General features: G+C 65.1%; 29 protein-coding genes. 17 read left to right on the top strand and 12 right to left on the bottom strand.

What is annotated here, in order from left to right; translation table 11 throughout:
* Positions 1-55 precede the first annotated feature (55 nt).
* Positions 56-841, bottom strand: coding sequence for a dienelactone hydrolase family protein (locus tag ACVOLJ_RS11820; RefSeq protein ID WP_481564200.1), 786 nt, complete (start codon positions 839-841; stop codon positions 56-58).
* On the opposite strand from ACVOLJ_RS11820, the gene ACVOLJ_RS11815 reads away from it, so the two are divergent.
* Both ACVOLJ_RS11815 and ACVOLJ_RS11810 read left to right on the top strand, forming a co-directional pair.
* Positions 840-2,225: a hypothetical protein gene (locus ACVOLJ_RS11815; protein WP_481564199.1), complete on the top strand. Its 1,386-nt coding sequence runs from the start codon at positions 840-842 to the stop codon at positions 2,223-2,225. The two genes, ACVOLJ_RS11820 and ACVOLJ_RS11815, sit on opposite strands and share 2 nt — an antisense overlap.
* 70 nt (positions 2,226-2,295) lie before the next feature.
* Positions 2,296-2,883, top strand: a complete 588-nt coding sequence (locus ACVOLJ_RS11810; protein ID WP_481564198.1) for an SMI1/KNR4 family protein — start codon at positions 2,296-2,298, stop codon at positions 2,881-2,883.
* An 82-nt stretch (positions 2,884-2,965) separates the two neighbouring features.
* Here the strand turns inward: ACVOLJ_RS11810 and murD are convergent, their stop codons facing one another.
* The 3 genes from murD to ACVOLJ_RS11795 form a co-directional block, all read right to left on the bottom strand.
* Positions 2,966-4,375 carry a UDP-N-acetylmuramoyl-L-alanine--D-glutamate ligase gene (gene murD, locus ACVOLJ_RS11805; protein ID WP_475277670.1) on the bottom strand — a complete coding sequence of 470 codons (1,410 nt, stop codon included), beginning with the start codon at positions 4,373-4,375 and terminating at the stop codon, positions 2,966-2,968.
* Entirely contained in the window at positions 4,356-5,708 is a 1,353-nt protein-coding gene (murL, locus tag ACVOLJ_RS11800) for a UDP-N-acetyl-alpha-D-muramoyl-L-alanyl-L-glutamate epimerase (protein ID WP_481564197.1), read from the bottom strand. The genes murD and murL overlap by 20 nt, the downstream gene beginning before the upstream one ends.
* Before the next feature lie 76 nt (positions 5,709-5,784).
* Entirely contained in the window at positions 5,785-8,379 is a 2,595-nt protein-coding gene (locus ACVOLJ_RS11795) for a bifunctional aspartate kinase/diaminopimelate decarboxylase (RefSeq protein ID WP_481564196.1), read from the bottom strand.
* A gap of 75 nt (positions 8,380-8,454) precedes the next feature.
* Between ACVOLJ_RS11795 and ACVOLJ_RS11790 the strand changes: the two genes are divergently transcribed.
* The gene (locus ACVOLJ_RS11790) at positions 8,455-9,327 is read left to right on the top strand and encodes a PhzF family phenazine biosynthesis protein (RefSeq protein WP_481564195.1); all 873 of its coding nucleotides are present in this window, start codon (positions 8,455-8,457) and stop codon (positions 9,325-9,327) included.
* A gap of 94 nt (positions 9,328-9,421) precedes the next feature.
* Positions 9,422-10,300, top strand: a complete 879-nt coding sequence (locus ACVOLJ_RS11785; protein ID WP_481564194.1) for a PhzF family phenazine biosynthesis protein — start codon at positions 9,422-9,424, stop codon at positions 10,298-10,300.
* Between the two features lie 45 nt (positions 10,301-10,345).
* On the opposite strand, the gene ACVOLJ_RS11780 is transcribed toward ACVOLJ_RS11785, so the two are convergent.
* Positions 10,346-10,777 (bottom strand): OsmC family protein, encoded by a 432-nt coding sequence (locus ACVOLJ_RS11780; RefSeq protein WP_475277665.1) that lies wholly within the window; start codon positions 10,775-10,777, stop codon positions 10,346-10,348.
* A 371-nt stretch (positions 10,778-11,148) separates the two neighbouring features.
* Here ACVOLJ_RS11780 and ACVOLJ_RS11775 point away from each other — a divergent pair, with 371 nt between their 5' ends.
* The 4 genes from ACVOLJ_RS11775 (at position 11,149) to ACVOLJ_RS11760 (ending at position 13,432) form a co-directional block, all read left to right on the top strand.
* On the top strand, positions 11,149-11,547 hold the full coding sequence (locus tag ACVOLJ_RS11775; protein WP_475277664.1) for an HU family DNA-binding protein: 399 nt from the start codon (positions 11,149-11,151) through the stop codon (positions 11,545-11,547).
* 305 nt (positions 11,548-11,852) lie between these two features.
* Complete coding sequence (locus ACVOLJ_RS11770) at positions 11,853-12,161, top strand: DUF3861 family protein (protein ID WP_475277663.1); 309 nt, start codon at positions 11,853-11,855, stop codon at positions 12,159-12,161.
* 56 nt (positions 12,162-12,217) lie between these two features.
* A complete protein-coding gene (locus tag ACVOLJ_RS11765; protein WP_481564193.1) occupies positions 12,218-12,754 on the top strand; it encodes a hypothetical protein in 537 nt (178 codons plus the stop codon).
* An 81-nt stretch (positions 12,755-12,835) separates the two neighbouring features.
* Positions 12,836-13,432: a YceB family lipoprotein gene (locus tag ACVOLJ_RS11760; RefSeq protein WP_475277661.1), complete on the top strand. Its 597-nt coding sequence runs from the start codon at positions 12,836-12,838 to the stop codon at positions 13,430-13,432.
* 33 nt (positions 13,433-13,465) lie between these two features.
* Here ACVOLJ_RS11760 and ACVOLJ_RS11755 read toward each other — a convergent pair whose 3' ends face one another.
* Together ACVOLJ_RS11755 and ACVOLJ_RS11750 are read right to left on the bottom strand one after the other, a co-directional pair.
* Positions 13,466-14,008 carry a type 1 glutamine amidotransferase domain-containing protein gene (locus ACVOLJ_RS11755; protein WP_481564192.1) on the bottom strand — a complete coding sequence of 181 codons (543 nt, stop codon included), beginning with the start codon at positions 14,006-14,008 and terminating at the stop codon, positions 13,466-13,468.
* A gap of 171 nt (positions 14,009-14,179) precedes the next feature.
* Positions 14,180-14,647, bottom strand: a complete 468-nt coding sequence (locus ACVOLJ_RS11750; RefSeq protein ID WP_010483549.1) for an SET domain-containing protein — start codon at positions 14,645-14,647, stop codon at positions 14,180-14,182.
* A gap of 187 nt (positions 14,648-14,834) precedes the next feature.
* Here ACVOLJ_RS11750 and ACVOLJ_RS11745 point away from each other — a divergent pair, with 187 nt between their 5' ends.
* From ACVOLJ_RS11745 to ACVOLJ_RS11720, 6 genes are read left to right on the top strand one after another with little or no spacing between them, the layout of a single operon-like run.
* Positions 14,835-15,290: an SUF system Fe-S cluster assembly regulator gene (locus ACVOLJ_RS11745; protein WP_025873978.1), complete on the top strand. Its 456-nt coding sequence runs from the start codon at positions 14,835-14,837 to the stop codon at positions 15,288-15,290.
* A 17-nt stretch (positions 15,291-15,307) separates the two neighbouring features.
* Positions 15,308-16,783 (top strand): Fe-S cluster assembly protein SufB, encoded by a 1,476-nt coding sequence (gene sufB, locus ACVOLJ_RS11740; RefSeq protein ID WP_475277659.1) that lies wholly within the window; start codon positions 15,308-15,310, stop codon positions 16,781-16,783.
* The gene (locus ACVOLJ_RS11735) at positions 16,780-17,184 is read left to right on the top strand and encodes a hypothetical protein (RefSeq protein WP_481564191.1); all 405 of its coding nucleotides are present in this window, start codon (positions 16,780-16,782) and stop codon (positions 17,182-17,184) included. The genes sufB and ACVOLJ_RS11735 overlap by 4 nt, the downstream gene beginning before the upstream one ends.
* A gap of 2 nt (positions 17,185-17,186) precedes the next feature.
* Positions 17,187-17,951 (top strand): Fe-S cluster assembly ATPase SufC, encoded by a 765-nt coding sequence (gene sufC, locus ACVOLJ_RS11730; protein WP_475277657.1) that lies wholly within the window; start codon positions 17,187-17,189, stop codon positions 17,949-17,951.
* A complete protein-coding gene (gene sufD, locus ACVOLJ_RS11725; protein WP_481564190.1) occupies positions 17,951-19,213 on the top strand; it encodes a Fe-S cluster assembly protein SufD in 1,263 nt (420 codons plus the stop codon). Before sufC ends, sufD begins: the two co-directional genes overlap by 1 nt.
* A complete protein-coding gene (locus ACVOLJ_RS11720) occupies positions 19,210-20,466 on the top strand; it encodes a cysteine desulfurase (protein ID WP_481564189.1) in 1,257 nt (418 codons plus the stop codon). Before sufD ends, ACVOLJ_RS11720 begins: the two co-directional genes overlap by 4 nt.
* Before the next feature lie 421 nt (positions 20,467-20,887).
* On the opposite strand, the gene ACVOLJ_RS11715 is transcribed toward ACVOLJ_RS11720, so the two are convergent.
* The 5 genes from ACVOLJ_RS11715 to ACVOLJ_RS11695 form a co-directional block, all read right to left on the bottom strand.
* Positions 20,888-21,460, bottom strand: coding sequence for a hypothetical protein (locus ACVOLJ_RS11715; protein ID WP_481564188.1), 573 nt, complete (start codon positions 21,458-21,460; stop codon positions 20,888-20,890).
* Positions 21,461-21,571: 111 nt separating this feature from the next.
* The gene (locus ACVOLJ_RS11710; protein WP_481564187.1) at positions 21,572-22,078 is read right to left on the bottom strand and encodes a hypothetical protein; all 507 of its coding nucleotides are present in this window, start codon (positions 22,076-22,078) and stop codon (positions 21,572-21,574) included.
* Positions 22,079-22,224: 146 nt separating this feature from the next.
* Positions 22,225-22,692 carry a hypothetical protein gene (locus ACVOLJ_RS11705; protein ID WP_481564186.1) on the bottom strand — a complete coding sequence of 156 codons (468 nt, stop codon included), beginning with the start codon at positions 22,690-22,692 and terminating at the stop codon, positions 22,225-22,227.
* Between the two features lie 282 nt (positions 22,693-22,974).
* Positions 22,975-23,313 (bottom strand): hypothetical protein, encoded by a 339-nt coding sequence (locus tag ACVOLJ_RS11700; protein ID WP_481564185.1) that lies wholly within the window; start codon positions 23,311-23,313, stop codon positions 22,975-22,977.
* A gap of 86 nt (positions 23,314-23,399) precedes the next feature.
* Positions 23,400-23,855 (bottom strand): hypothetical protein, encoded by a 456-nt coding sequence (locus ACVOLJ_RS11695; RefSeq protein ID WP_481564184.1) that lies wholly within the window; start codon positions 23,853-23,855, stop codon positions 23,400-23,402.
* Between the two features lie 323 nt (positions 23,856-24,178).
* Between ACVOLJ_RS11695 and ACVOLJ_RS11690 the strand changes: the two genes are divergently transcribed.
* The 3 genes from ACVOLJ_RS11690 to ACVOLJ_RS11680 all read left to right on the top strand — a co-directional run bounded on the left by ACVOLJ_RS11690 (position 24,179) and on the right by ACVOLJ_RS11680 (position 25,601).
* On the top strand, positions 24,179-24,718 hold the full coding sequence (locus tag ACVOLJ_RS11690; RefSeq protein WP_475277648.1) for a GNAT family N-acetyltransferase: 540 nt from the start codon (positions 24,179-24,181) through the stop codon (positions 24,716-24,718).
* Entirely contained in the window at positions 24,715-25,047 is a 333-nt protein-coding gene (locus ACVOLJ_RS11685; protein WP_475277647.1) for a non-heme iron oxygenase ferredoxin subunit, read from the top strand. Before ACVOLJ_RS11690 ends, ACVOLJ_RS11685 begins: the two co-directional genes overlap by 4 nt.
* Before the next feature lie 161 nt (positions 25,048-25,208).
* Positions 25,209-25,601: a hypothetical protein gene (locus ACVOLJ_RS11680; protein WP_475277646.1), complete on the top strand. Its 393-nt coding sequence runs from the start codon at positions 25,209-25,211 to the stop codon at positions 25,599-25,601.
* Positions 25,602-25,610: the final 9 nt, after the last annotated feature.

Genomic DNA, 25,610 nt, shown 5'->3' with positions numbered 1-25,610 from the left:
GTGCCGACCGTTGGTCGGCACGGAAACATCGGTAGGTGCCGACCGTTGGTCGGCACTACATGAAACGCTCCTCAAAGAACTCGTCCAGCGCCTTCCACGCGCGCTTGGCCGCCCGTTCGTTGTACTGGCAACCCGGCGGGCTGTTGGCATCACGCTCGGCGAAGCAGTGCACCGCGCCGCTGTAGTTGGTGAACTCCCAGTCCACCTTGGCCGCGTCCATTTCCTTCTGGAAGCTGCCGATGTCCTCGGCGCTCACGCTCTTGTCGTCCGCGCCGTTGAGCACCAGCACCGAGGGATGGTTGCCACCGGCCTGCGCCGGCAGCGGCGAACCCAGCCCGCCGTGCAGGCTGACCACGCCGGCCAGCGGCGCACCGGCACGGGCCAGTTCCAGCACCGTGGTGCCGCCGAAGCAGAAGCCCACCGCGCCGATCCGGCTGGCATCCAGCGGCGCCTTTCCGGCCTGCGCCTTCAACACATTCACCGCCTCCAGCGCGCGCGCGCGCAACAGCGGCCGGTCATTGCGCAGCTTGGTCGCCACCGGGCCGGCCTCGGCATCGGTCTTCGGCCGCACGCCCTTGCCGTACACATCGGCCACCAGCACTACGTAGTCATCGCCGGCCAGCTGCTTGGCCTTCTCGATGGCAGAAGCGTTCACGCCCTTCCAGTTCGGCACCATCACCAGGCCCGGACGCTTGTCATTGTCGCCGTCGTCATAGACCAGCACGCCGCTGAAGGTCGTGCCCTGGTGCTTCCATTCCACCGGCTGGGTCTTCATCGCTGCCCATGCCGGCATCGCCGCCAGCCCCAGCATCACCGCCACACCGCATCGCCAACGATTCATGCGCCTGCTCCAGCAAGAGGGAACCGGGAGTGTACGGGGCCGGCGTGAAGCCGGAGCAGGCAATGCAGCCCCACTTCAGATCCAGACGAGCAGGCCGATAGGTACTGTCCAGCCATGCCCCCCTTCCCCAACAAGGATGTCCCGTTTCGTGAAAACCCTGGGTTCCACCGCGCTTGCCTCGCTTGCCCTGCTGCTGCCTGCTGCCCAGCTGAGCGCCAGTCCGCTTGACGAGACCTTCACCGCGTTCAGCCGTTGCGACGCCGCCTTCTTCTCCAGCCTGCACACCCATGCAGATGCATGGGCCGTGCACGCATCGTTGGGTGGCACGGGCACGATCAACTGGATCGAGAGCAAGGATCGTTCCGAGGCCACCAACGAAGTCCAGCTCCGCGGCCAACCCCGCATCGGCGGCCTGCCCGTCACCAGCTACTTCGACAACACGTCGGACCTGGGCGTGCTGGGTCGTTACATGACCTGGGGGTTCACCTTCGATGCGCCGCTGGACGCGGTGGTCAAGCAGCTGTCGCCATTGATCGAACACGCCGACCGCCTGCAGGGCGAACGCGGAATGCATGTCCGCAGCGAGGTCCGCGCAGGCGATCAGTGGCTGCCCTCTTCCAATCGCGGCGGCATTGCCTCCGGACGCATGCTTCTGGAACGGGTGCTGATGCTGGAATCCGGCGGCGGCAGGACCATGGTGGGATGCTCGCTGCAGGGTGCGGTGGATGCAGATGTCGTGGCCCAGCTCCGCCCCGACGTACCCGCTGCCGATCGCCCGCAGCCGCAGGCCGCCGGCCGGCGACTGGAAGACGTGCCGGTTCTCAAGACTGTTGTTGATGGTCTGGACAACCCGTTGCTGGCACCCCGGTTCACATCGTTGACCTACCGCTACCAGATCAAGGGCAAGGCCTCCTCCACTACCCCGACAACCATCACGATGGTGGCCGACAACGGGCTGTTGAAGATCACCGAGGACTACACCTCGTTCACCATGCGGCGGTTGTCAAAGGCCAATCTGTTCCAGTTGGCATCGATGCGCGACGCAGCAATGACGCTGCAGACCCGTTCACTGAAGCAGGATCTTCCAGCAGCGTGGACACCTGGCAGCCGGTTCCGCGCTGAAACGACGATGGTTTTCTATCCGGAACGCAGCACTTCAAAACCACTCAGCACCGACCTGGCCTGCGTGATCGGAGAGCGCTTCCCGGCGCGCGAGATATCTGCTTCGCTTTCTGGCGATGCGATCCGGCTGGAGTGCAAGGTCGACGGCGATCGCAGTGTTCGTGCCTTCATCGAGGACCTCGGCATCGCGATCTCCCTGGAATCGCATGGCAAGTACGGCGCATCGGTGTACGACATCCTCGATTTCGAGGTGGTACGCTGACCAACCGCTCTGCACGGTCGGCTTCGATACGCGAAGCCGATCGTGCCTGCCCTGCCATTGGCATGTTCCGATGACCCTTGTTGATCGTTTTCTGTCTGGCCTGATCCCACGCCTGCCCGCCGAGGATGCCCCGCAATGGGCGTGGGTCCAGGGCGCCAGCGCCGAAGACCTGCAGCGCCTGCGCGCGCAATGGCCGCAGGTGCCGGACAGCCTGCTCGCGTTGCTTTCGCAGGTGGATGGCACCCATTTCCGCGAGTATCCAGGCGGCGAGGTGTGCGTGCTGATGCTCGGCTCCGATGTCGGCGACTATCCGTACTACCTGCGCTCGGTCGCGCAGATCTTCGAAGACCAGCAGCAGTGGGACGACAGCATCCGTTCCATCTACGAAGAATGGCTGGATGACGAGCCGGACATCCTCGGCGCCGGCATCGACGCCGATCTGCCGATGAACCGCCGCCTGTGCTTCTCGCACTGCATGAACAACGGCGGCACCTCGATGCTGTACCTGGATTTCGATCCCGCACCCGGTGGCAGCGTCGGCCAGGTAGTGCGCTACCTGCACGACCCGGACAGCTATGCGGTCATCGCACCCAGCTTCGATGCCTACCTGCAGCAGCTGATTGATCGCGATTACGCGTTCATCGACGACGACCAATGAACGCAGCCGAGCGTGGGCTCTGCTCTACAGTAGATCCACGCCATGCGTGGATGAAGTTCTCCGAAGCTTGCCGGCGCTACCTTCAGGCGATACCCAATCCCGGAATCGCACTGATGCTGTCCGGGTCGAACCCGGCCAGTTCGGCGAAATGGCGGCCACGTGCCACGTAGTCACGGTACGCACCGAAACTCGGCGCCCCCGGTGACAGCAGCACCACCCCACCCTGCGCGCCCAACGCGGCGCGGGCCAGCGCCATCGCTTCAGGCAGATCGCCCGCCGCATGCAGCCCGAAGCGACCGGCATCGGCCAGCGGCTGCAGCATCGCGTGGATCCGCGGGCCATTGCTGCCCATGGTCACGATCTCCACCGGCGGCACGTCGTGCGCCATGTGCTGCATGAAATCGGTCCAGTCCAGGCCACGGTCATGCCCGCCCACCAGCAGCGCGATGCGCTGGCCGGCGAAGCATTCCAGCGCGGCCAGGCTGGCATGGGGCGTGGTGCTGATCGAATCATTGACGTAGGTCAGGCCATCGGCCTCACCTACACGCTGCAGGCGGTTGGGCAGCGGCCGGAACTCCTGAACCGCGGGCGCCAGCGCCACCGCATCCAGGCCCAGCGCCTCCAGCGCGGCCAGCACCGCGCACAGGTTGCCGCGGTTGTGGCGGCCCGGCAGCGGCGTGTTGCGCGTATCGAACACGGCCTGCTCGCCGCGATGCACCGTATCACCGCGCATGTGCCAGCCCTGCGGCTGGTTGAACCAGACCACGTCACTGTGCGGCAGCTGCAGCGCGGCCAGATGTGGATCGGCTGCATTGAGCACGGCGATGCGCGGCGCAGCTTCAGTCACCAGCCGCAGCTTGTCTTCGATGTAGCGCTGCTCGCTGCCATGCCAGTCCAGGTGTTCCGGAAACAGGTTCAGCACCACTGCCACCTGTGGGTGCGCGCCACTGCGCGCCACTTCGCCGGTCTGGTAGCTGGACAGCTCCACCGCCCAGTACGCGGGCGCCGGTTGCGGGTCCAGCACTTCCAGCAGCGGCAGGCCGATGTTGCCGACCAGCCCGGTGCGATGCCCCGCCGCGCGCAGCAGGTGCGCGACCAATGCGGTGGTGGTGCTTTTGCCCTTGGTACCGGTCACGCACACGGTGTCGTGCACGGTGCCATCGGCGGCGGCATGTTCGGCAAACCACAGTGCGGTGCCGCCCATGAAAACGGTGCCCCGCTCCGCCGCCGCCAGCGCGATCGGCAGATACGGGCTGATGCCCGGCGACTTGATCACCACATCGAAGGCAGCCAGCGCCTCGGCCGACGGCTCACCACGGACGTCCAGCGCACCGTGTGTTTCCGCACGCGCGGCCCGGACCTCGGCAGCCGGGCAGAACAGGCTCAGGCCAAGCCCGGGCAGTCGCGCGCGCAGCACGGCAAACGCCGCACGTCCCTCCCGTCCCCAGCCCCACAGCGCAACGCGCTTTCCCTCAAGCTGCGAAATCTTCACGTACCCGTTCCCACAGCGCGGCCGGAATACGATGCTCGCCCTGCAGCTGCAGCAGCGGCGCCAGATCCAGCTCCGCCGCTTCCAGCTGCGGTTGGATCTCGTTGCAGAAGCGCTTCACCAGCACGTCTTCCTTCCACTCCGCGCGCTGCGCCAGGGTCGCCATTGCCGCCCGCGATTCGCGGCCTTCGCCCACGCATTCGAACGGCTTGTGGTCCTGGAATTCCAGCAGCGCATCGAAACCACCGGCCTGTTCGATGTCGTCCAGCAGGTTGCGACCGAAGATGCGTACCAGGCGCGTCTTGGGCATGAACGGTGCCAGCGCCAGGAACACGAAGTGGCACTTCGGGCAGACACCGCACCAGCGGTTCACCGGGCGCTCGCCGAGGATATGGAAGTTGCGGTTGCAGCTGGAGAAGTGCGCGTCGTAGAAATCGCTCTTGGCGAACTGGCGGGCCACCGCCAGCTCGGACATCGGTCGCAGCAGCGAGTAGTACTGCAGATCGGCGGCGACCTGCTTCTGTACATGCGCGCCGAAGGCCTGCTCGAACGCCCAGCCCTTGGACCACTGGTGGTTGACCTCGCCGGTGCCCGGAATCTGGCTGCCATAGCTGGCCGAACGTTCATTGGAGAACACCACCTGGTCCACACCCTGCAGCAGCGCGGCCAGCACCATGATCGCCGAGTTCACCGCAGTGACCGGGATATGGCCGTTCCAGGCGCCCTGGCGGTTGAGCTCGAACAGTTCCGGCGCCAGTGCGCGCCCCAGGTTGAGGGTCAGCAGGCCGGTGCGTTCGGCACAGGCACGGATCAGCTGCGAGCTGCCGATCCAGGTCACCGTTTCATCGACGCCCGCGCGACGCAATGCTTCGATGCTGACCAGCGAATCCTTGCCGCCGCCGATGGCCACCAGCGCATGCGACTGCAGGCCAAGTACCGGCGCCTGCACCGCCTCGCCCTTTGCCGGCAGGCGGAACCGCCCACGCAGGTTCAGGCCGTTGCGGTAGGCGAACTCACCCAGGCCATTGAGGTAGATCGCCTCCACCAGCGCCGCGGTATCGGCATCGATGCTGTAGCTGTCGATGCTGACCGTATCGGGCACGCCGGCCTTGTAGTAGCTCACCCCGGCGATCAGGTGCAGCAGCTGCAGCGCGCGCTGCACGGCGGCCGCGCGCGCATCGTCCAGCACGAACGGAGCGCCGGGCACGGTAACGGTTTCCACCATCTCAGGGCCGTCATCGAAGGCGTAGACCAGCTTGGCCACGCCGGTGTCGGCTGCAAGTTCGCAGCGGACGAAGCGGAAGCGGGAAACCTGGTGTTTGTCGAAAGCAGTCATGGTGTATCCGGTCAGGCACGCGCCTGCGCGGTGGCGCAGGGCGTGTCGGTGGGCGGGTGCAGGGCGTGGACGCAGATCACTCGATCACGTCTTCGCGCGGCATCGCGCGCTGGTTGTAGGTGTTGGACATCACGTAGCCGTAGGCACCGGCATCGGCGATCAGCATCACATCGTCCGGCGCGGTCGACACCGGCAGCTTGCGGCGCTTGCCGAACACATCGCTGGATTCGCAGATCGGGCCGACCACATCGAACGCGGCCTCGGCGTAGCCGCCCTGGCGGCTGAGATTTTCAATGTCGTGCCAGGCGTCGTACAGCGCCGGGCGCATCAGCGTATTCATGCCCGCATCCAGGCCGACACGGCGCACGCCATCCTTCTCCACCACCTGGGTAGCGTGGGTCAGCAGCACACCCGATTCGGCCACCAGGAAGCGGCCCGGCTCGATCGCCAGGCGGAACGCCGGGTGCAGTGCCTTGACCTCGGCCAGGCCCTCGGCCCAGGCATCCAGATCGAAAGGTTCGTCCTCGTCGCTGTACGGAATCGGCAGGCCACCCCCGATGTCGATGGTGTGCACGCTGCCGATGCGTCGGGCGAAGCCGGCCAGTTCATCGCACATCAGGCGCCAGTGCTGCGCGGTTTCCACGCCACTGCCCAGGTGCGCGTGCAGGCCGACCACGCGGGTGCCCAGCTCGGTGGCCGCGCGCACGAACTCGTCGACGCGGGCGATGGGCAGGCCGAACTTGGATTCCTTGCCGCCGGTGCGGACCTTGGCGTGGTGGCCTTCGCCCCGGCCCAGATCGACACGCAGCCACAGCTCGCGGTTGCGGAACAGGTCCGGCCAGCGCTGCAGTGCTTCAACGTTGTCCACGGTAACGGTCACGCCCAGCGCGAACGCGGCTTCGTATTCCTCGCGCGGGCAGAAGCTGGGGGTGAACAGCACCCGCTTGGGCGACAGCTCCGGAATGGCCTGGAACACATGCTTCAGTTCGCCATGCGACACGCACTCCAGGCCGAATCCTTCTGCTTCCAGCAGCTGCAGGATGGCCGGGTGGCTGTTGGCCTTGATCGCGTAGTAACGCTGGTCGATCGGCTTGATTGCCGCCAGCGCGCGCGCGCGCGCACGCACCGTTGGCAGGTGGTAGACATAGCGCGGCGTGCCGGCATCGGCCAGCTGCAGCAGGTGCGCACGCTGGCCCCGCCACCATGGCGTGCCGCGCGGGCGCACCGTGCCGGCGATCTCGCGCCAGCGCGGGCCGAACACTTCGGTCTCTTCCACCGGCATCGCGCCGCTGTCGATCAGCTCGGCGTGCAGGATCGGCAGCAGGCCATCGGCATCGGCTTCGTCGATGACGAAGGTCAGGTTCAGGTCATTGGACGACTGCGAGATCATGTGCACGCGTTCACGGCCAAAGGTGGCCCACACATCCGACAGCTTGTGCAGCAGCGAACGCATGCCCAGCCCGACCAGGGTGATCGCCGCGCACGGCACGATCACCTTCACCTTGCAGATCCGCGACAGATCTGCCGACAGCGCGGCCAGCACATCGGTGTTGACCAGGTTTTCCGACGGGTCCAGCGACACGGTGACGTTGGTCTCGGCCGAACCGATCAGGTCCACCGACAGGCCATGCTTCTTGAACAGCCCGAACACGTCGGCCAGGAAGCCCACCTGCTGCCACATGCCGATGCCTTCCATCGACACCAGCACGATGCCGTTGCGGCGGCTGATCGCCTTCACCCCCGGCACCGGCGCGGCATTGCCATCGATGCTGGTGCCCGGCAGTTCCGGGCGCTCGGTATCGAGGATGGCCATCGGCACGCCGGCGTCGCGGCACGGCTTGATCGAGCGCGGGTGCAGCACCTTGGCGCCGGTGGTGGCGATTTCCTGCGCTTCGTAATAGTCCAGCCGGGTCAGCAGGCGCGCGTCCGGCACATCCTTGGGGTTGGCACTGAACATGCCCGGCACATCGGTCCAGATTTCCACGCGGCTGGCACCGAGCAGCGCACCGAAGTACGCCGCCGAGGTATCCGAACCGCCCCGGCCGAGGATGGCGGTGCCGCCGTCGGCGTGGCGCGAGATGAAGCCCTGGGTGATCAGCAGCCGGGTCGGCTGCGCGCGGAAGCGCTGCGCCCACCCGGCATCGGCACGCCACTGGCAGTTCACCGACAGGCGCTGCGACCAGTCGCTCTGGTTCGGCTGCGGCGGCAGTGCATCCAGCCACTGGCGGGCATCCATCCAGCCGAAATCCAGGCCGCTGGCGCGCAGGTAGGCCGCGCCCAGGCTGGAGGACAGCAGCTCGCCCTGGCCCAGCACTTCAGCCTGCCAGTCCAGCGGACGGGTCGCGGCACGCGGGTCATCCAGCAGGCCCTGCAGCACGGCCAGGCGTTCGGCCAGTACCTCGGCGCCGAGGCCCAGTTCCTGCAGGAAACCCTGGTGGCGCTCGACCAGCGCAGCGATGCGATCGCGGCTGTCGGCGGCACCGTCGGCAATCGCGGTCAGCTCGTTGGTCACCCCGGACAGCGCCGAGACCACCACCAGCACGCGCGATCCGGTTTCTTCCGCGCGTTTTTTCGCCAGCTTCCCGATCGTGTCCCAACGGTGGCGACGCGACACCGAGGTGCCGCCGAACTTCAGTACGATCCAACGATCGACAAGGGGGGAAGCTGACATGGATAGGCTGTGTGTAATATGGGGGAGCCGCCCCTGGGGGCGGAACCTTTGATTCTAAGCCCAATACCGCCTCCAATGACCGCTTACCGCTACCTGCAGCTTGATGTCTTCGCCCATCGTCCCGGCACCGGCAACCCGCTGGGCGTCGTGTTCGACGCTGACGGGCTCTCCAGCGCCCGGATGCAAGCCCTGGCGGCCTGGCTGAACCTGTCCGAGACCGTGTTCTTCCGGCGCCCCACCGCCCCCGGCGCCGACTACCACATCCGCATCTTCACCCCGGGCAGCGAACTGCCCTTCGCCGGCCATCCCAGCGTGGGCGCGGCGTGGGCAGCGGTCACCTGCGGTCTGGCGCGGCCGCGCGACGGCGCACTGGTGCAGCAATGCGCCGCCGGGCTGCTGCCGGTGCGCGTTGGCGGCCCGGCCGACGCACCGACCATCCAGCTGGCCAGCCCGCCCGCCGTGCAGGTACCGATGTCGCCGGGCGGCATCCCCGCGTCGCTGCTCGCGCTGGCTGCGCAAGCCCATATGCCGCAACTGTGGGACAACGGCCCGCGCTGGTGGCTGCTGCCGTTGCGCGATGCCAGCAGCGTGCGCACGCTGGCACCGGACATGGCCGCGCTGCGCGACTGGAGCAATGCCACCGGCGCAACCGGGATCGCGGTCTTCGCCCCGGAGCCATGTGCGGAGCACGCGCTGGTGGTCCGGGCGTTCTGCCCGGCCGATGCCGTGAACGTCCCCGAAGACCCGGTTACCGGCAGCGCCAACGCGCTGATCGGCGCCTGGTTGCGGCAACACGATGCGCTGCCCGGCGTGGACGGAAGCTACACGGCCAGCCAGGGCCGCGAGATCGGCCGCGATGGCCGCGTGCAGGTCAGCATCGATGCACAACACACGGTGTGGATCGGCGGCCAGGTGCAGCCCATCATCGACGGCAACATCCACTGGTAGCGCCGGGCCATGCCCGGCGGCCTTGCCGCGCTGCGCGCTCGCGGGGCATGGCCGCACGCTACCGTATACCCCTCATTTATGGAGTTTCGCCCCGATGACCACCCGCCGCTTCCTGCAACTGGATGTGTTTTCCCCACGCGCCGGCGCAGGCAATCCATTGGCCGTCGTGCTTGATGCCGAGGGTCTGGACGATGCCAGCATGCAGGCCATCGCACGCTGGACACGCCTGCCAGAAACAACCTTCGTGTTCCCCGCCCAGGTACCCGGTGCGTGCTACCGGCTGCGCATGTTCAGTCCGCAGAAGGAAGTCCCGTTCGCCGGCCATCCCAGCGTAGGGACCGCGCACGCGGTGCTTCAGGCCGGCCTTGCCACGCCGGTGGACGGCCTGCTGGTGCAGGACGGCATCGCCGGCGCGCTGCCCCTGCGCGTGACCGGCGAAGGCGACCAGCAGCGCATCGCCATCCGCACCCCGCGTGCGCAGCTGGCCGAGACTGCCGAGGCCAGCGACCCGCGTCTGCAGGCTGCATTGCACGGCTGGCCGCTGGGTGGGCTGCCTCCGGCACGCATGCAGGGCGGCCGCAGCTGGTGGGTGGTACAGGTCGCCGATGAGGCCGCGCTTCGCAGCCTGCACGCTGACTGGGACGCCATCGCCACACTGGCCGAATCAACCGACAGCATGGGCGTGTTCGCCTACGCGTTTGCCGATGGCAGCGATGGCTACGACCTGGCGGTGCGCGCCTTCGTCGGTAACGGTCGACGCTTCGAGGATGCCGCCTCCGGTGCGGCCAACGCAGTCCTTGCCGCGTGGCTGGACCTGCGCGACGCCCTGCCCCGCGGCCGCCAGCCCTTCGAGGTCAGCCAGGGCCGCGAGGTGGGCCACGATGCCCGGCTTACCCTGCACGTGGATGACGCCGGTGAGGTCTGGTCCGGCGGCCAGGTGCAGACGGTGATCAGCGGCACCATGGATTGGTGATTGCCGCTGCGTGGTAGCGCCGGGCATCGCCCGGCGCTACCACCCTCAACCCAGCTCGGCTTCCAGGCTGATCGGCACCGCGCTCAGCGCTTTGGAAACCGGGCAGTTCTGCTTGGCGTCCTCGGCAATCGCGCGGAACTTCGCCGCATCGATGCCCGGCACCACGGCCTTCACTTTCAGCCGGATCTGCGACAGCTGCGGGCCGCCTTCCATCGACAGATCAACCTTGGCTTCGGTATCCAGCGAGTCAGGGGTGAATCCCGCTTCGCCCAGCTTGGCCGACAGCGCCATGGTGAAACAGCCGGCGTGTGCAGCGGCGATCAGCTCCTCGGGGTTGGTGCCTTTTTCGTCACCGAAGCGGCTGTTGAAACCGTAGCGGGTCTTGTCCAGCAGGCCACTTTGCGGCGTGCTCAACTGGCCCTTGCCCGACTTCAGGTCACCTTCCCAGTGGGCGGTTGCGTGTCGCGAGATTCCCATGTCCTGCTCCTGTGTGGTGGCGATGAACCAATACCCTGCCACGCGCCGCGTTAGTCCTGCGTCGCCCCGCCGCGCGCCAGGGTCACTGTCCCGCGTCATCGCGTGGACACTTCCTCGCCACGCCAACCAGCCTTTTTCCCTTGTTTTCAGTCATTTCCGTTGGTGCTGCAACTGCAGGCCAGCGGCTGTGCAGCGCACCACGACGCCCCGTTCCCCCACGCCTGGCCATGTACTGAATCGGCCTGGATATGAAAAAACATGCACTTTCAGCGCTCCAGGCTATTGGCGGCGCCCAAGAGTTGCCCTACATTGCGCTTGCCGACGGGGTTCGGCGCCGACCAAACAACCAACCGTTCACGGAACAGGAAACCATGGCAAAGACCGCTAAGAAGGCTGCCCCGAAGAAGGCAGTGAAGAAAGTCGCGACGAAGGCAGCCGCCAAGCCGGCCGCTCCGAAGCCGATCAAGGAAGTGCTGACCAAATCCGGCCTGGTTGCACACATCGCTGAAGTCTCCGGCGTCGTCGCCAAGGACGTCCGCGCTGTGCTGGCCTCGCTGGAAGGCGCTGTTGCCGCTTCGGTGCACAAGAAGGGCGCAGGCTCGTTCACGCTGCCGGGCCTGCTGAAGATCAGCACCGTCAACGTGGCAGCCAAGCCGAAGCGCAAGGGCATCAACCCGTTCACCAAGGAAGAGCAGTGGTTCGCCGCCAAGCCGGCCACCACCAAGCTCAAGGTTCGCCCGCTGAAGAAGCTCAAGGACGCTGCGCTCTAAGCGCGCGCCCTGCAGCGGATACCTGACGGGACGGCCTTGGCCGTCCCGTTTTTTTTTGCCGCGCATCCGCGCACGCTGTGCAGTAGATCCACGCCACGCGTGGATGCGCTCCCACGCACACCCCGCAACACAGCGTTTCCAGCGCCCGGCCAATCCCCGCACAGGCCCGCTGCGCATGGCCGCGCCGCTGTTTTTCCAGTGCAGCAACGAACCGGGTGGAACACTGCGTGCAGCGCCGGCCGTCGCCGCCGGGCGATGCCTTGCCTATGGTGGTGACATTCCTCCCACCAGCGCGAGCACCCCTCATGGCCAGCCCCTCCACCCGCTACCGGATCTCGGTGACCCCGATCGAAAAGGACGGGCACCCGTGCACCGGGCGCTGCACCATCGAACTGGAGCACCGCGCCAGCCGCGACCTGATGCGGCTGCTTGAATCGGCCCCCCGCACTGCCGGCCTGAGTGGCGACGAACGCGCCACCCTGGTGGTGGCCACCCAGCTGCTGCGCGACATCGTGCAGCGCCACGCCGACACCGATGGCCACGCGCTGGCGGCGATCGCCGCGCAGGTACTGCCGGCGCTGGACGCGCTGGAACAGCTGCCTTCCTCGCGCTGAGCCACGGGCAACCGATACACTGCCGCCCTCCAGGTCGCCTCGGGGAGGAGGCAGCCATGCGCATCGTGTTGACCGGGTTGATCCCGTTGTTCCTGCTGGGCTGTTCCAGCCCGGCGCCGCCGCCGGATCCGGTGTCGCCGGGCGTCGCTGCTGCACCTGATGCGGTGGCGCCCGCGCCCGCCCCCACACAGCCGCCCGCCATGGAAACCCTCGCCATCGACCCACTGTATGGCGCGGTCGCGGCCGGCAGTGAAACACCTTCAGCGATGCTCAACGGCTACATGCTGGCACTGCTCAACCAGGACCTGGCGCGCAGCAATGCCGCGTGGACCTACGCCCCCGCCGACCCACGCCACGCCGATGACGCGGTGCTGCGCGTCCTGCCGGACGTGCGCACGCTGCGCATGGACAGTGATGTCGCCCTGCCACGCGACGATGCACGGCCGCCGCACCTGCTGGAGATACCGGTGAAGGTGCGTGCGACCACCGCAGCGGGCACCTTCCGTTACCACGGCTGGTACCGCGTACAGCCCAGTGCCGACGGCCGCACCTGGCAGATCCAGTCCGCGCGGCTGCAACCGACGTTGGACTGAACCGTTGCAGCGGCGTGTACCCACGATTCAGCAGGCAAAGCTACTCTGTAGGCCTCTTCGATCCTTTTCCCGGTCACCGCCATGCGCCTGCGATCCCTGATGACCCGCCTCGCCGCTTCCACCGTGCTGATCGCTGCAGCGATCGGTGCGCAGGCGGCCCCTTCGATTTCCGGCCGTGAACTGGCGGTGGGCGCCAGCGACGTGCAGCAGTACCTGGATGGCAGCTTCCCACGCACCCAGGACGCCCTCGGCGGGTTGATCGCACTGACCATGAGCCACCCGCAGCTGAGCCTGCCGGCCGGCGAACGCCTGAACCTGGGCATGGACGTGGCACTGGCCACCGCCGGCAGCGCGCCGGCCAAGCTGGGCACGGTGAAGCTCAGCAGCGCATTGCGCTATGACGCGCAGACCCAGGGCTTCCACCTGCAGCAGCCGAGCGTGGATGACTTCACCCCGGCCAACCAGGGCGGCCGCCTCGATTCACGCACCCGCGGCCTGCTCAACGCCTGGCTGAGTGACTATGCCCAGCGCGAGCCGATCTACAAGCTGGACCCGGCCATGGCCGGCGTGCTCGGCGCACTGCAGGTGCAGTCGGCACAGGTGAAGAACGGCAAGCTGGTGGTCACCTTCAACCAGAACCTTGGCAACCTGGTACCGGCAGGCCTGCTGGGCAAGTAACGGTAGCGCCGGGCCGTGCCCGGCGGCAACGCATCACGCGGCCAGTGCGTCCACCACCGCCTCGCTGAAGGCCGGGATGTCGTCCGGCTTTCGGCTGGTGATCAGGTTGCCGTCCACCACCACCTCGGCATCGCGCCAGCGCGCACCGGCATTGGCCAGGTCCTGCTGCAGCGAAGGCCACGAGGTCACCTCGCGGCCCTTGGCCAGCCCGCTGTTGATCAGCAGCCAGGGGCCATGGCAGATGGCCGCCACCGGCTTGCCGGCCTCCGCCACGCTGCGGATGAAACCCAACGCGGCCTCATCGGTGCGCAGGGTATCGGGGTTGATGACCCCGCCGGGCAAGACCAGCGCATCGAAGCGACCGGCATCGGCGTCTGCCAGCGGCAGGTCCACCGCTACCACCCCGCCCCAGTCCTTGTCCTTCCAGCCCTTGATGCTGGCCTCTTTTGCCGGCGACACCACGGTGACGATGGCGCCCTGCGCTTCCAGCAGGCGCTTGGGTTCAATCAGTTCGGACTGCTCAAAGCCGTGGGTGGCGAGGATGGCGACCTGCTTGCCGGCGATACGCTGTGCCATGTCGGGTGCTCCGGGATAGGGAGCACACAGGGTCGACGAATGGGCATTGGACCGCGGTGACCCAGCCGTGCACGGCAGGTGCAGGTGTATCCCGGTAGCGCCGGGCCATGCCCGGCGGCTTTTGATGTTCCCGCGTTACGCGCTCGCCGGGCATGGCCCGGCGCCACCCCATCAGCGCTTGGGCTGCAGCATCGTGCCGGTGCACTTGGGTGAGCCGCAGCGGCACTCCCAGATCTTCTTCAGCTTGGCCGTGTGGCGCTCGGCCAGGGTGATGCCGTAGTTGTAGGTCAGCTCTTCGCCGGCCTTGATATCGCGCAGGGCCTCGATGAAGACCTTGTCGCCGCGGCTGTCGCCGTCCTCGTCTTCCTCGATCACCGCTTCGCAGTTCGGGTCGCAGCTGTGATTGATCCAGCGTGCGTCGTTGCCCTTGTAATTGGCGTCGATCACCCAGTCATCGTTCAGCGTGAACAGGAAGGTATGACCACTTTCCACGTCACCGCTGTCGTCGGCATCGACATCGCCATGGCTGCGCAGCAGGCCCTTGTACTGGATCACGCGCTCGCCCTGCTTGATCGGGGCCACGGAAAACACACCGTTGCCGTGGATGGCGGACTTGCGGGCTTGGATCTTCTTGGGCATCGGCAAGGGAGGTCTGCAGCGAAAGGAAGGTTGATTCTCGCCCATTCCGGGTGATTGCGAAAATCACCCCCATGCCCCAGCATTGGCACCCTCGGCCCGGCCCCAAGCGCCCGCTGAATGGCCGGGTTGGATGCCGGCGAATAAAAGCGTACAATTTCAGTCCGCTTTAAGAACCACTCGCATCGCCATGCTGCGCGTCACCAAACTCACCGATTACGCCACCGTTGTACTGACCGTGCTTGCCGCCCGTCCGGGCGAAGTACTCAGTGCCACCGAGCTGGCCGAATTCACCGGTCTGGAACCGCCCACCGTCAGCAAGGTACTCAAGCCGCTGGCGCAGGCCGGTCTGGTCGAGGGCCTGCGCGGCGTCCGCGGCGGCTACCGGCTGACCCGTCCATCGATCGAGATCTCGCTGTTCGAAGTGGTTGAAGCCATGGAAGGGCCGCTGGCCCTGACCGAGTGCAGCCACGACCACCACCAGTGCGGCATGGCGCCCAAGTGCGGCGCGCGCAGCAGCTGGCGGCTGATCAACGACGTGGTCTCCGAGGCCCTGCGCGATGTCAGCCTGGCGCAGATCCTGCCCCCCCTTCCCCTTGTCGACGAAGAACAGCGCCGCACCATCGCTGTCGACGTCGTCTCCTGATCCGTAGGCAGCCCCCCATGGCCACCGAAACCATCGAAAACGTCGCCAGCGACGACACCCCCAACCGCGAGATCCACGAGCAGCTCGGCCGCAAGTATTCGGCCGGCTTCATCACGGACATCGAATCGGATTCGCTTCCCGCCGGCCTGGACGAGGACACCATCCGTGCCCTGTCGGCCAAGAAGGAAGAGCCGGAATGGATGACGCAGTGGCGCCTGGACGCCTACCGCCACTTCCTGACCATGCCGATGCCGAACTGGGCCAAGCTGCAGATCGCCCCGATCGACCTGCAGGCGCTCAGCTACTACTCCGCGCCGAAGGGGCCGAAGTACGCCTCGCTGGATGACGTGCCCAAGGAACTGCTCGACACCTACGACAAGCTTGGCGTGCCGCTGCACGAGCGCGCCAAGCTGGCCGGCGTGGCGGTGGACGCCGTGTTCGACTCGGTCTCGGTGGGCACCACCTTCCGCAAGGAACTGGCTGAAAAGGGCATCGTGTTCTGTTCGATGTCCGAAGCGATCAAGGAGCACCCGGAGCTGGTCAAGCAGTACCTGGGCACCGTGGTCCCGGTCGGCGACAACTATTTCGCCGCGCTCAATTCGGCGGTGTTCTCCGATGGCAGCTTCGTGTTCATTCCCAAGGGCGTGCGCTGCCCGATGGAACTGAGCACCTACTTCCGCATCAACGCCGGCCACACCGGCCAGTTCGAGCGCACGCTGATCATCTGCGAGGACAAGGCGTACGTGTCCTACCTGGAAGGCTGCACCGCGCCGATGCGCGACGAGAACCAGCTGCATGCGGCGGTGGTCGAGCTGGTCGCGCTGGAAGATGCGGAAATCAAGTACTCCACGGTGCAGAACTGGTACCCGGGCGACGAGAACGGCGTGGGCGGCATCTACAACTTCGTCACCAAGCGTGCCGAATGCCGTGGCGCGCGCAGCAAGGTCACCTGGACCCAGGTCGAGACCGGTTCGGCGATCACCTGGAAGTACCCGTCCTGCGTGCTGCTGGGCGACGACTCGGTCGGTGAGTTCCACTCGGTGGCACTGACCCACCACCGCCAGCAGGCCGACACCGGCACCAAGATGATCCACGTCGGCAAGCGCACCAAGAGCAAGATCATCAGCAAGGGCATCAGCGCCGGCCGCGGCCAGAACACCTACCGCGGCCTGGTCAAGGTCGACCGCAATGCCGACGGCGCGCGCAACTACACCCAGTGCGATTCGCTGCTGATCGGCAAGCAGTGCGGCGCCCACACCTTCCCCTACATCGAGGTGAAGAACCCCGGCGCCACCGTCGAGCACGAGGCCACCACCTCGAAGATCTCCGACGACCAGCTGTTCTACTGCCGCGCCCGTGGCATCAGCCAGGAAGACGCGGTGTCGATGATCGTCGACGGCTTCTGCAAGCAGGTGTTCCGCGAACTGCCAATGGAGTTCGCAGTGGAAGCCAAGAAGCTGCTGGAAGTCTCGCTGGAAGGCAGCGTCGGATGATGCGCGCGCCTTTACCTGCCCTGGTCCTGCTGGGCCTTTCGCCCTGGGCCGTCGCAAATGCAGCGTGCACGCCTGAAGACCTGCGGGGTAGCACCCCCGTCACGCTGCCTGCAGGCACGGTCATCTCCACGCCGGGGGAGTTCTCGATGCTGGTGCGAGCCCGAGCGGACGGCAGCTTCGACTCGATCGTGCCGTTGCTGACGTCGCGTAACCGCAGCCTGGATCGCGCTGCGGCCGAATCCATCCGGCAGGCCTCGCTTCCAACCTCCTGCCTGCAAGAACACGGTGAAGAAATCATCGTGATCTTCTCCACCCTTCCCGCTCAATCCGGGCAGTCCGACGGCGGTTCTGTGCAGATCGTCCGCATCGACCCCGCAGCCCAGAAAACTACCAAGTCATGACCATGCTGAAGATCGAAAACCTCCACGCCCGCATCGGCGACAAGGAAATCCTCAAGGGCCTGTCGCTGGAAGTGAAGCCCGGCCAGGTGCACGCCATCATGGGCCCCAACGGCGCCGGCAAGTCCACCCTGGGCAATGTCCTGGCAGGCCGCGATGGCTATGACGTGACCGAAGGCAGTGTGCAGTTCGAAGGCACCGACCTGCTGGACCAGGACCCGGAAGCGCGCGCCGCCGCCGGCCTGTTCCTGGCGTTCCAGTACCCGGTGGAAATCCCCGGCGTGAACAACACCTACTTCCTGCGTGCGGCGCTCAATGCCCAGCGCAAGGCACGCGGCGAGGAAGAACTCGATTCCATGCAGTTCCTCAAGCTGGTGCGGCAGAAGCTGGCCGTGCTGCACCTGAAGGACGAACTGCTGCACCGTGGCGTCAACGAAGGCTTCTCCGGTGGCGAAAAGAAGCGCAACGAGATCTTCCAGCTGGCCGTGCTGGAGCCGAAGCTGGCCATCCTGGATGAAACCGATTCGGGCCTGGACATCGATGCGCTGAAGAGCGTCGCCGACGGCGTCAACGCCCTGCGCAGCGCCGACCGCTCGTTCCTGGTCATCACCCATTACCAGCGCCTGCTGGACTACATCAAGCCGGACGTGGTGCACGTGCTGGCCGATGGCCGTATCGTCAAGAGCGGTGGCCCGGAGCTGGCGCTGGAACTGGAAGCGCACGGCTATGACTTCCTGAAGGACCGGGTCGTGCCCGAGGCGGCGGTCTGATGAGCGCCCTGCTCGACTCGATGGCCCAGGCCTTCGGCGGCAGCGATGCGCGCCGCGAAGTGCTCGACAGCGTGCTGCGCGACGGCCTGCCCGGCGCCCGCAGCGAAACCTGGAAGTACACCTCGCTGCGCCAGCTGGAGCGCCGCGCGTTCGCACCGGCACCGCTGAGCCCGACGCTGCTCGATGCCGCGCTGCTGGACGACATTCCGTCGCCGCGCCTGGTGTTCGTCAACGGCCGCCTCAACGATGCGCTGAGCGACGTGCAGGGCCTGCCCGCCGGCGTGCAGCTGGAAACGCTGTCGTCGGCGCTGACTGCAGGCGAGGATGCCGTGCGCTTCCTCGGCCGCCGCTACGAGCACAGCGATGAAGTGTTCGCCCGCCTCAATGCCGCCCTTGCCGATGAAGGCGTGGTGCTGCGCGTGGATGCCGACGTGCAGGTCGACGTGCCGGTGCAGCTGGTGTTCGCCAGCGTGGCCGCCGACAGCGATCTGGCCTGGCACCATCGTCACCTGATCGAACTGCGTACCGGCGCCAGCCTGGGTGTGGTCGAGCACCGCTTCAGCGTGGGCGATTCGGCGCACCTGGACAACACCGTGCTGCACGCCCACGTGGCCCGCGATGCGGTGCTCAAGCACGCCCGCGTTCAGGCCGGCAGCGCGCGCCAGACCAGCTTCCTGCGCACCGACGCAGTGCTCGCCCGGGATGCGCAGTACCACCGCGTGGACCTGGAGCTGGGCGCCGCGCTCAGCCGCCACGAACTGAACGTGCGCCTGGAAGGCGACAATGCCCAGCTGACCGCCAATGGCGTGCTGCTCGGCAATGGCCGTCGCCACGTCGATACCCGCCTGGGCATCGACCACATCGCCCGCGACACCGGCGCCGAGCTGCAGTGGCGCGGCGTTGCCGCCGGCCGCAGCCGCGTGGTGTTCCATGGTGGCATCCAGATCCGTGCTGGCGCCGACGGTACCGATGCCAACCTGTCCAACAAGAACCTGCTGCTGTCGGCCGACGCCGAGATCGATACCCAGCCGACGCTGGTGATCGACGCGGACGAAGTGAAGGCAGCACACGGTGCCACCGTCGGCCAGCTCGACGCCAACGCGCTGTTCTACCTGCGCTCGCGCGGCCTGCCGCAGGCCCAGGCGCAGGCGCTGCTGAGCGCCGCGTTCTGCCACGAGCCGCTGAAGGTGCTGCCCGATGCGCTGCGCGAGCAGCTGGCACGCCGCCTGGACAAGGCGCTGGCCGAGGCGGGCGTGGCATGAACCTGTCCACCCCGCGACCGATCGAAGCACGCACCGACGCACCCGACTGGGCGCGCGTGCGCCTGGACTTCCCGCTGTTGATGCGTGAGGTGCACGGCAAGCCGCTGGTGTATTTCGACAACGCCAACACCGGCCAGAAGCCGGTGCAGGTGATCGGCGCGGTGGACGAGTTCTACCGCCGCTACAACGCCAACGTCAGCCGTGCGGTGCACGCACTGGGCACCGAGGCCACCGACGCCTACGAAGGTGCGCGCAACACGCTGGCGCGCTTCCTCAACGTACGCAGCAACGACCTGGTGCTGTGCAGCGGCACCACCTTCGCGATCAATCTGGTTGCCTATTCCTGGGCGCTGCCGCGCTTGAAGGCCGGCGACGTGATCCTGGTCTCGCGCATGGAACACCACGCCAACATCGTGCCCTGGCAGCTGGTTGCCCAGCGTACCGGCGCGACCATCCGCGTGGCCGAGATCACCCCCGACGGCGCGCTGGATCTGGATGCGCTGCGCGCGGCGATGACCCCCGAGGTCAAGCTGCTGGCGGTGGCCCACGTGTCCAACGTGCTGGGCACCGTGAACCCGGTGCGCGAGATCTGCCGCGAAGCGCGCAAGCGTGGCATCGTCACCGTGGTCGATGGCTCGCAGGCCGTACCGCATCGCAAGGTCGATGTCACCGCCATCGGTTGCGACTTCTACGCCATCACCGGCCACAAGATGTGCGGCCCGACCGGCACCGGCGCGCTGTGGGCGCGCCGCGAACACCTGGACGCGATGCCGCCGTTCCTGGGCGGCGGCGAGATGATCAAGGAAGTCAGCTTCGACGGCACCGTCTTCAACGACGCCCCACACAAGTTCGAAGCCGGCACCCCGAACATCGCCGGCTTCATCGGCCTGGGCGTGGCCGCGCATTACCTGCAGGACATCGGCCTGGACCACGTGGAAGCACGCGAGGCCGAACTGCTGGCGCACTTCACCGAAGAACTGCGCAAGGTTGATGGCCTGCGCATCATTGGCGAAGCACCCGAAAAAGCAGCGGTGGTGTCATTCCTCATCGACGGCGCGCACGCGCACGATCTGGCCACCCTGCTGGACCTGGAAGGCGTGGCCGTGCGTTCGGGCCAGCACTGTGCGCACCCGCTGCTGCAGTACTACGGCGTTGCCGCCACCTGCCGTGCGTCGCTGGCGTTCTACAACACGCACGAAGAGATTGAGCGGTTCATGACTGCGTTGACCAAGGTGCGGAAATTGCTGGCGTGAGTTTTCAGCAACCGCTTGAAAGACGAGAACGCCGCGGGAGACCGCGGCGTTTCTGTTTTCATGCAATGCCAATCGCTGGATGAGCATCGCCGACGTTGATGCCTGATTTCCATACTCAGTACGCACATCGGTATCCCGACGACAATGCCACGTACCGGATGGAACTCTACTTCCGCGTTCGCAGGGATGCGGACAGACGCAAGAAGACGAGCACTTCATCGAGTGCAGCTACGAAACCGGCACCCTCAGGTCGACAAGAGGGAATTTCACACATGCATTCAGGGCAACAACCATTTCAGCTTCCACTACTCATGTGAAGCCAACCACAGCCAAAACGCGCCTTGAGCCTCAATCCCTGCATCTCATTTCATCGCAAATCCAGAGCAACGAGCGCATCGTCGATAATTCCGATCAGCAGCCGTCAAAACTGATACTGAGATTTTTTCCCGACGAGCAATGCAATGACTGGACCGAGCAGTACGCGAATGCAATCAACTGCAAATGCCCTGCCACGCTCACCCAGCTTTCGCGCAACCCGTGAATAACCGAAGAATCCAGCAAATCTACCCTTACATGCTGCCCGAATATATAGCCGTTTCGCCGCCTTCCCATCGAAGGGAGAAGACTCTTCATGGAACAATGCAAACCCAAGAACGACCTCAGGAGTCATTTCAAATTCAGCAGCAGTTCCCAAGTATTTAGCAGCCCTCGAAAAATCCTTGAGTTTTATGGACACTCTCGCCAGATTTGAAAAGGCAATCGAGGATGGGGCAATCAATGAGACACGCCGATAGCTATCGAGAGCGACGTGAAGATCCACACAGACTCCTTCCCCGCCGTCCTCATACACCAGCCCTCGGCATAGATATCCATCCAATCGTTTGGACTCAACTTCCGATTCAATCAAGGATTCTGCACAAGCAAGAGCGTCCCCCGCCTTACCCTTGGAAAGCAGGTCCATGGCGACATTGAAATCCTTGCCATTGTAGTTCACGGACTCCTGCTCTCTTTCATCTTGACCTTGCTCTCACGCATCATGCCCTCTCCAACTTGCTGCAGCACGGCAGGCGTAACTCTCCTCGGACTGAGCAAGCAAGATCGAAAGTCACTTGATGTCCTCAAGATTAAGCAACACGTCTCCGAAGGTTGCACGCTCCACTTCCACTGGCCACCTCAACGACTGCACATCAAGAGGCGCGAAGATCTCCCCGAGCAATAGATCCTCGGTTGTTCCAGTCTTCTCTCTATCCCTGAAGGTTCCAATCACTGACACCCAAGAGTAAGCATGCTCTTGAAAGATGCGCTCTTGGACATCCATCGGACCTCTAATTCGGATAGAAGTCTCGTCGGTCACTCCTGCCTCATAAAGCTCCTTGCTTGAGCTCAAGACAAATAGATCCCGTGAAACGGAAAGATAACCTTCAACTCGAATAATGCGGCCATTGAATCCACTAGCGTCGTTTGCGAGCGCCCTGAAAGTCACTCTGCACGCATTCTGCACCGCCTCTCCGCAGCTCATTCTGTGCGACGCATGATCTTCTGCAGGCATTTGACAAGCAGCTAATTGGCATGCAAGTACCACCACGAAAGCCACGAATCCAATCTTCTTCACGTGAACACCTCTGAGCGAAGAGCAGCTTTTCTCTCAAAACCAGCACATCCAGTGACCTCGAGTCCGAGCCAGAGCCGCTCCACACCGCCCGTCTGGATCATTGAATTCGTACGAATTGTTATGGGCATACGCGTAAATTGCGGCCCCTAGTTGGAGAACCCCGCCCCGCAAGGCGGAATCCCAATCCGTTCATGGCGCAACCTCTGAAGATCTGCCTCCATCAGTGCACGCGTTGTCTCCGGCGGATCAAGGCGCAAGCCTTGCTCAAGGATTTGCATCGCGCGCTTACAATCCCCCCCGCCTTGCTCCAGTGACAGAAAAAGGGCCAATCGCTGCATTGAACTGACGTCCCTTCGCGCGACTCCCTCCTCAAGCCAGTAACGATATCGCTCCATATCGCCACGCGTCGAATAGTGCCATTCGAGCCTTAGACGAGCCTCCGCGCTCCCATTTTCAGCCATCGAAATCTGACGTTTCAACTCTTCTTCAGAAAGGACCAAACTTGGCGCTTCTTCAGACTTCTCATTCCGGGAGAATCGATCGTCCTGGGGCCCTCCGCTCCCGCAACCAGCGAGCAGCAAAGACAAAGCAACAGAATGGGAAAGAGATTTCATTACCTCACCTTTACCGATTCTATTCTTCTAATTAATACGCCCACAAGCTTAACGGCGCTGCGCGCCTCACTCCCGCGACGCTCCCTGCCACCTGGATCGTTGACTTCTTCTTAAATTTTTTTGATTTAATACTGCAGAAGATCGCCCACCCTCAGCCCGTTTTGCACGGGACTACAGAATGAAGTCCGCAGAACTGCCAACCTGTCACCTGCAAAGCCCCCTCAATCTGGAAATGGCACCCGTAGCGACCGGACTCCCCAATGCCGTCCAGCCCATCATCATCTAGCGGCCGTCCTGAGTTTCGTCATCAGAGGCCGCAATGCCATCATCAATGTGGAGGAAAATACTGTCATTGCCAATCAGACGAACATACAGAGTAACCACTTGATCGGCCATTGCCAGTGCTGAACAAATATCCTGAGTAGCGAAAACCCTGTCCCCCGCCGCCACGCGCCTCCACACATCCCCCAGAAGCACTTCATCCAATGAAGTTAATGTTTCAATAGCTGAAACCTCCCAGAGATCTCCAGGGCCTGCGAACAACCCGAGTGCACTAGCAACCGCCCTCCCGGTAATGGGAAACTGACCGGTAATTGGAAACTGAATTGAATCCTCACTCATTACCTGCCACTCTCCATTCAATGGCCTTTCGACGAGCATGAGAAATACGAACACATCTGTTCATTGAATGACCCGTACATGCGCTCTCAGGCAATGCCCTCTTGGTCCACAACAAAGGTCTCATAATCGATAGCTGCAGCTTCCGCAATCGACATCCTCCCCTGCAAGCGAAGGATGCCGACGTAGGCCGCCTTTGCCTGCAGGGAATCAGCAGAGCCCTTTGTGAGAATGACCCGCAACCAAGCCTCAATGGCAGCAGGTTCCAACTTTCCGCGCAGCGCGGCAGATACAACGCTTTCGATCATAAGCCTCCGATTGTCATCAACAGGCTCCGATCCCAGGGTCAGCATGCCTGTAACGCAGGACAACATCACCGGATCGGCCCAACGCAGTGCTCCAATGAAGATGGCACGTTCCCGCACCTCGGCATCGGAATCGAACATTGACCTGGCAACCAGTGCGTAGCTTGCAGGATCAGGGCGATCAGTGAGCCTGCCGGCTATGCGATACAGCTGATCGAGCAGCTGCTCCTTCTTCAACATTCAAGACCCCTCGCTGCATCCATGTCCCTTCTCCTCAGCGTCTACGAAAGCCGTCTGCGCAGACAGCCCAGGTGCGCCAGGGCATATGGCTCCGATGCCCCACTGACAGCCCCCCCCGTTCCGCGGCCCGCTTCATCCGCAGAAGTGACTGCAACAAAGTACAGAATCGCCTCATCTGCGCCTGGAAGGCTGGTAGAAAGCTGCCATCGATTCTGTTTCCAGGCCGGCCCGGCGTCAACGCGGCCAAGCGAGGCTCACATTCTGATCTCGTGGCTGCGCGGCCCGGCCTCCCCCGATCGGCTTCTGGGGCCTAAAATGCCCCCATGAGCCCCCTGACCTTCCGCGCCGCCACGTCGGCCGACATCCCCGCCCTGATCACCCTGGTCACCTCGGCCTACCGCGGCGACGCCAGCCGCGTCGGCTGGACCACCGAAGCCGACCTGCTGGACGGCGCCCGCATCGATGCCGCCGGCATCCAGGGTGACCTGGACCGCCCGCGCTCGACCATCCTGCTGGCAGAGCGCGACGGCCAGCTGGTGGCCTGCGCCCATGTTGCCGACGACAGCGGCAAGGGCTACTTCGGCATGTTCTCGGTCGACCCGGCCCAGCAGGGCGGCGGCGTCGGCAAGCAGCTGATGGACGCGGCCGAAGCCCACGCCGCGCGCGAATGGGCGGTGCCGGTGATGCAGATGACGGTGATCGACGTGCGCGACGAATTGATCGCCTTCTACGAGCGCCGCGGCTACCAGCGCACCGGCATCAAGAAGCCGTTCCCGTATGGCGACGAGCGCTTTGGCATCCCCAAGCGCGACGACCTGCGCTTCGAGATCCTGGAAAAGCCGCTGGCCGGAGCCACCGCGTGAGCGAGGCTTGGACCTTCGTCTGTGCCGGCGCCGAACTGCTGCCCGGTGAAATGAAGAGCGTGTTCGATGAGGTCACCGGCACCCCGATCGTGGTGTTCAACCTCGATGGCGAACTGTATGCCCTGGAAGACCAGTGCACGCACGAAGAGTTCGAGCTGTCCTCGGGCGAGTTCAATACCAGCGAAGGCAGCGTCGAGTGCGTGCTGCACGGTGCGCGCTTCGACGTGCGCGATGGCCGCGCCCTGTGCGCCCCGGCCTACACCGCGGTGCCCAAGTTCCCGGTGAAGCGCGAGCACGACGCGATCTGGACCCGCGACGACCGCGACTAGAGTCCACAGCGTCCACCCGTGGGGTGGATCCACCGGCCGGCTCTGCAGGGCCATACAGGGCCCCGAAGGCCCGTCCGGGACCGGCCGCCCATCGCGCAGATGCGAATCATTATCGTTGGTGTTATGCTAAGTAACATCTTCGTCACGACTCCGCCTGCGCCATGGCTTCGCCCGCGCCCACCGCCACGCTGTGCCAGCTCGCCCGCCAGGGGTGGCCGCTGCTCGTGGCTGCGCTGCTGACGCTGCTGCTGGGCTGGTCGGCGTTGCATGAAGGCCGGAGCACGCCGACAGGTGATGCGCCCGGCGCCTACGCGCAGGATGCAGCGCCGTCTTCGCCCCCCTACGCGTTGCCGCACGAGCACGCGATGCAGCGCGCGGAATCCGAGCCAGAAGGCAGCCGCGGTGACAAACCGCCGGCACTGCGGCGCCTGTGCCTGCAGCGCCCGGAGCATGCCCCCGCATACGCTCCTACGCCGGCGATGCCTGATCCGCCGGTGCCCGCGACCGATCGTCGCCAGCCTCCCTCGCACGCACCGCCTGCGCAGCTGGCCTGACGTTCTTCT

The sequence above is a fragment of the Stenotrophomonas sp. STEN046 genome, assembly GCF_056759755.1.
This window is presented reverse-complemented; position numbering and strand designations above follow the sequence as displayed.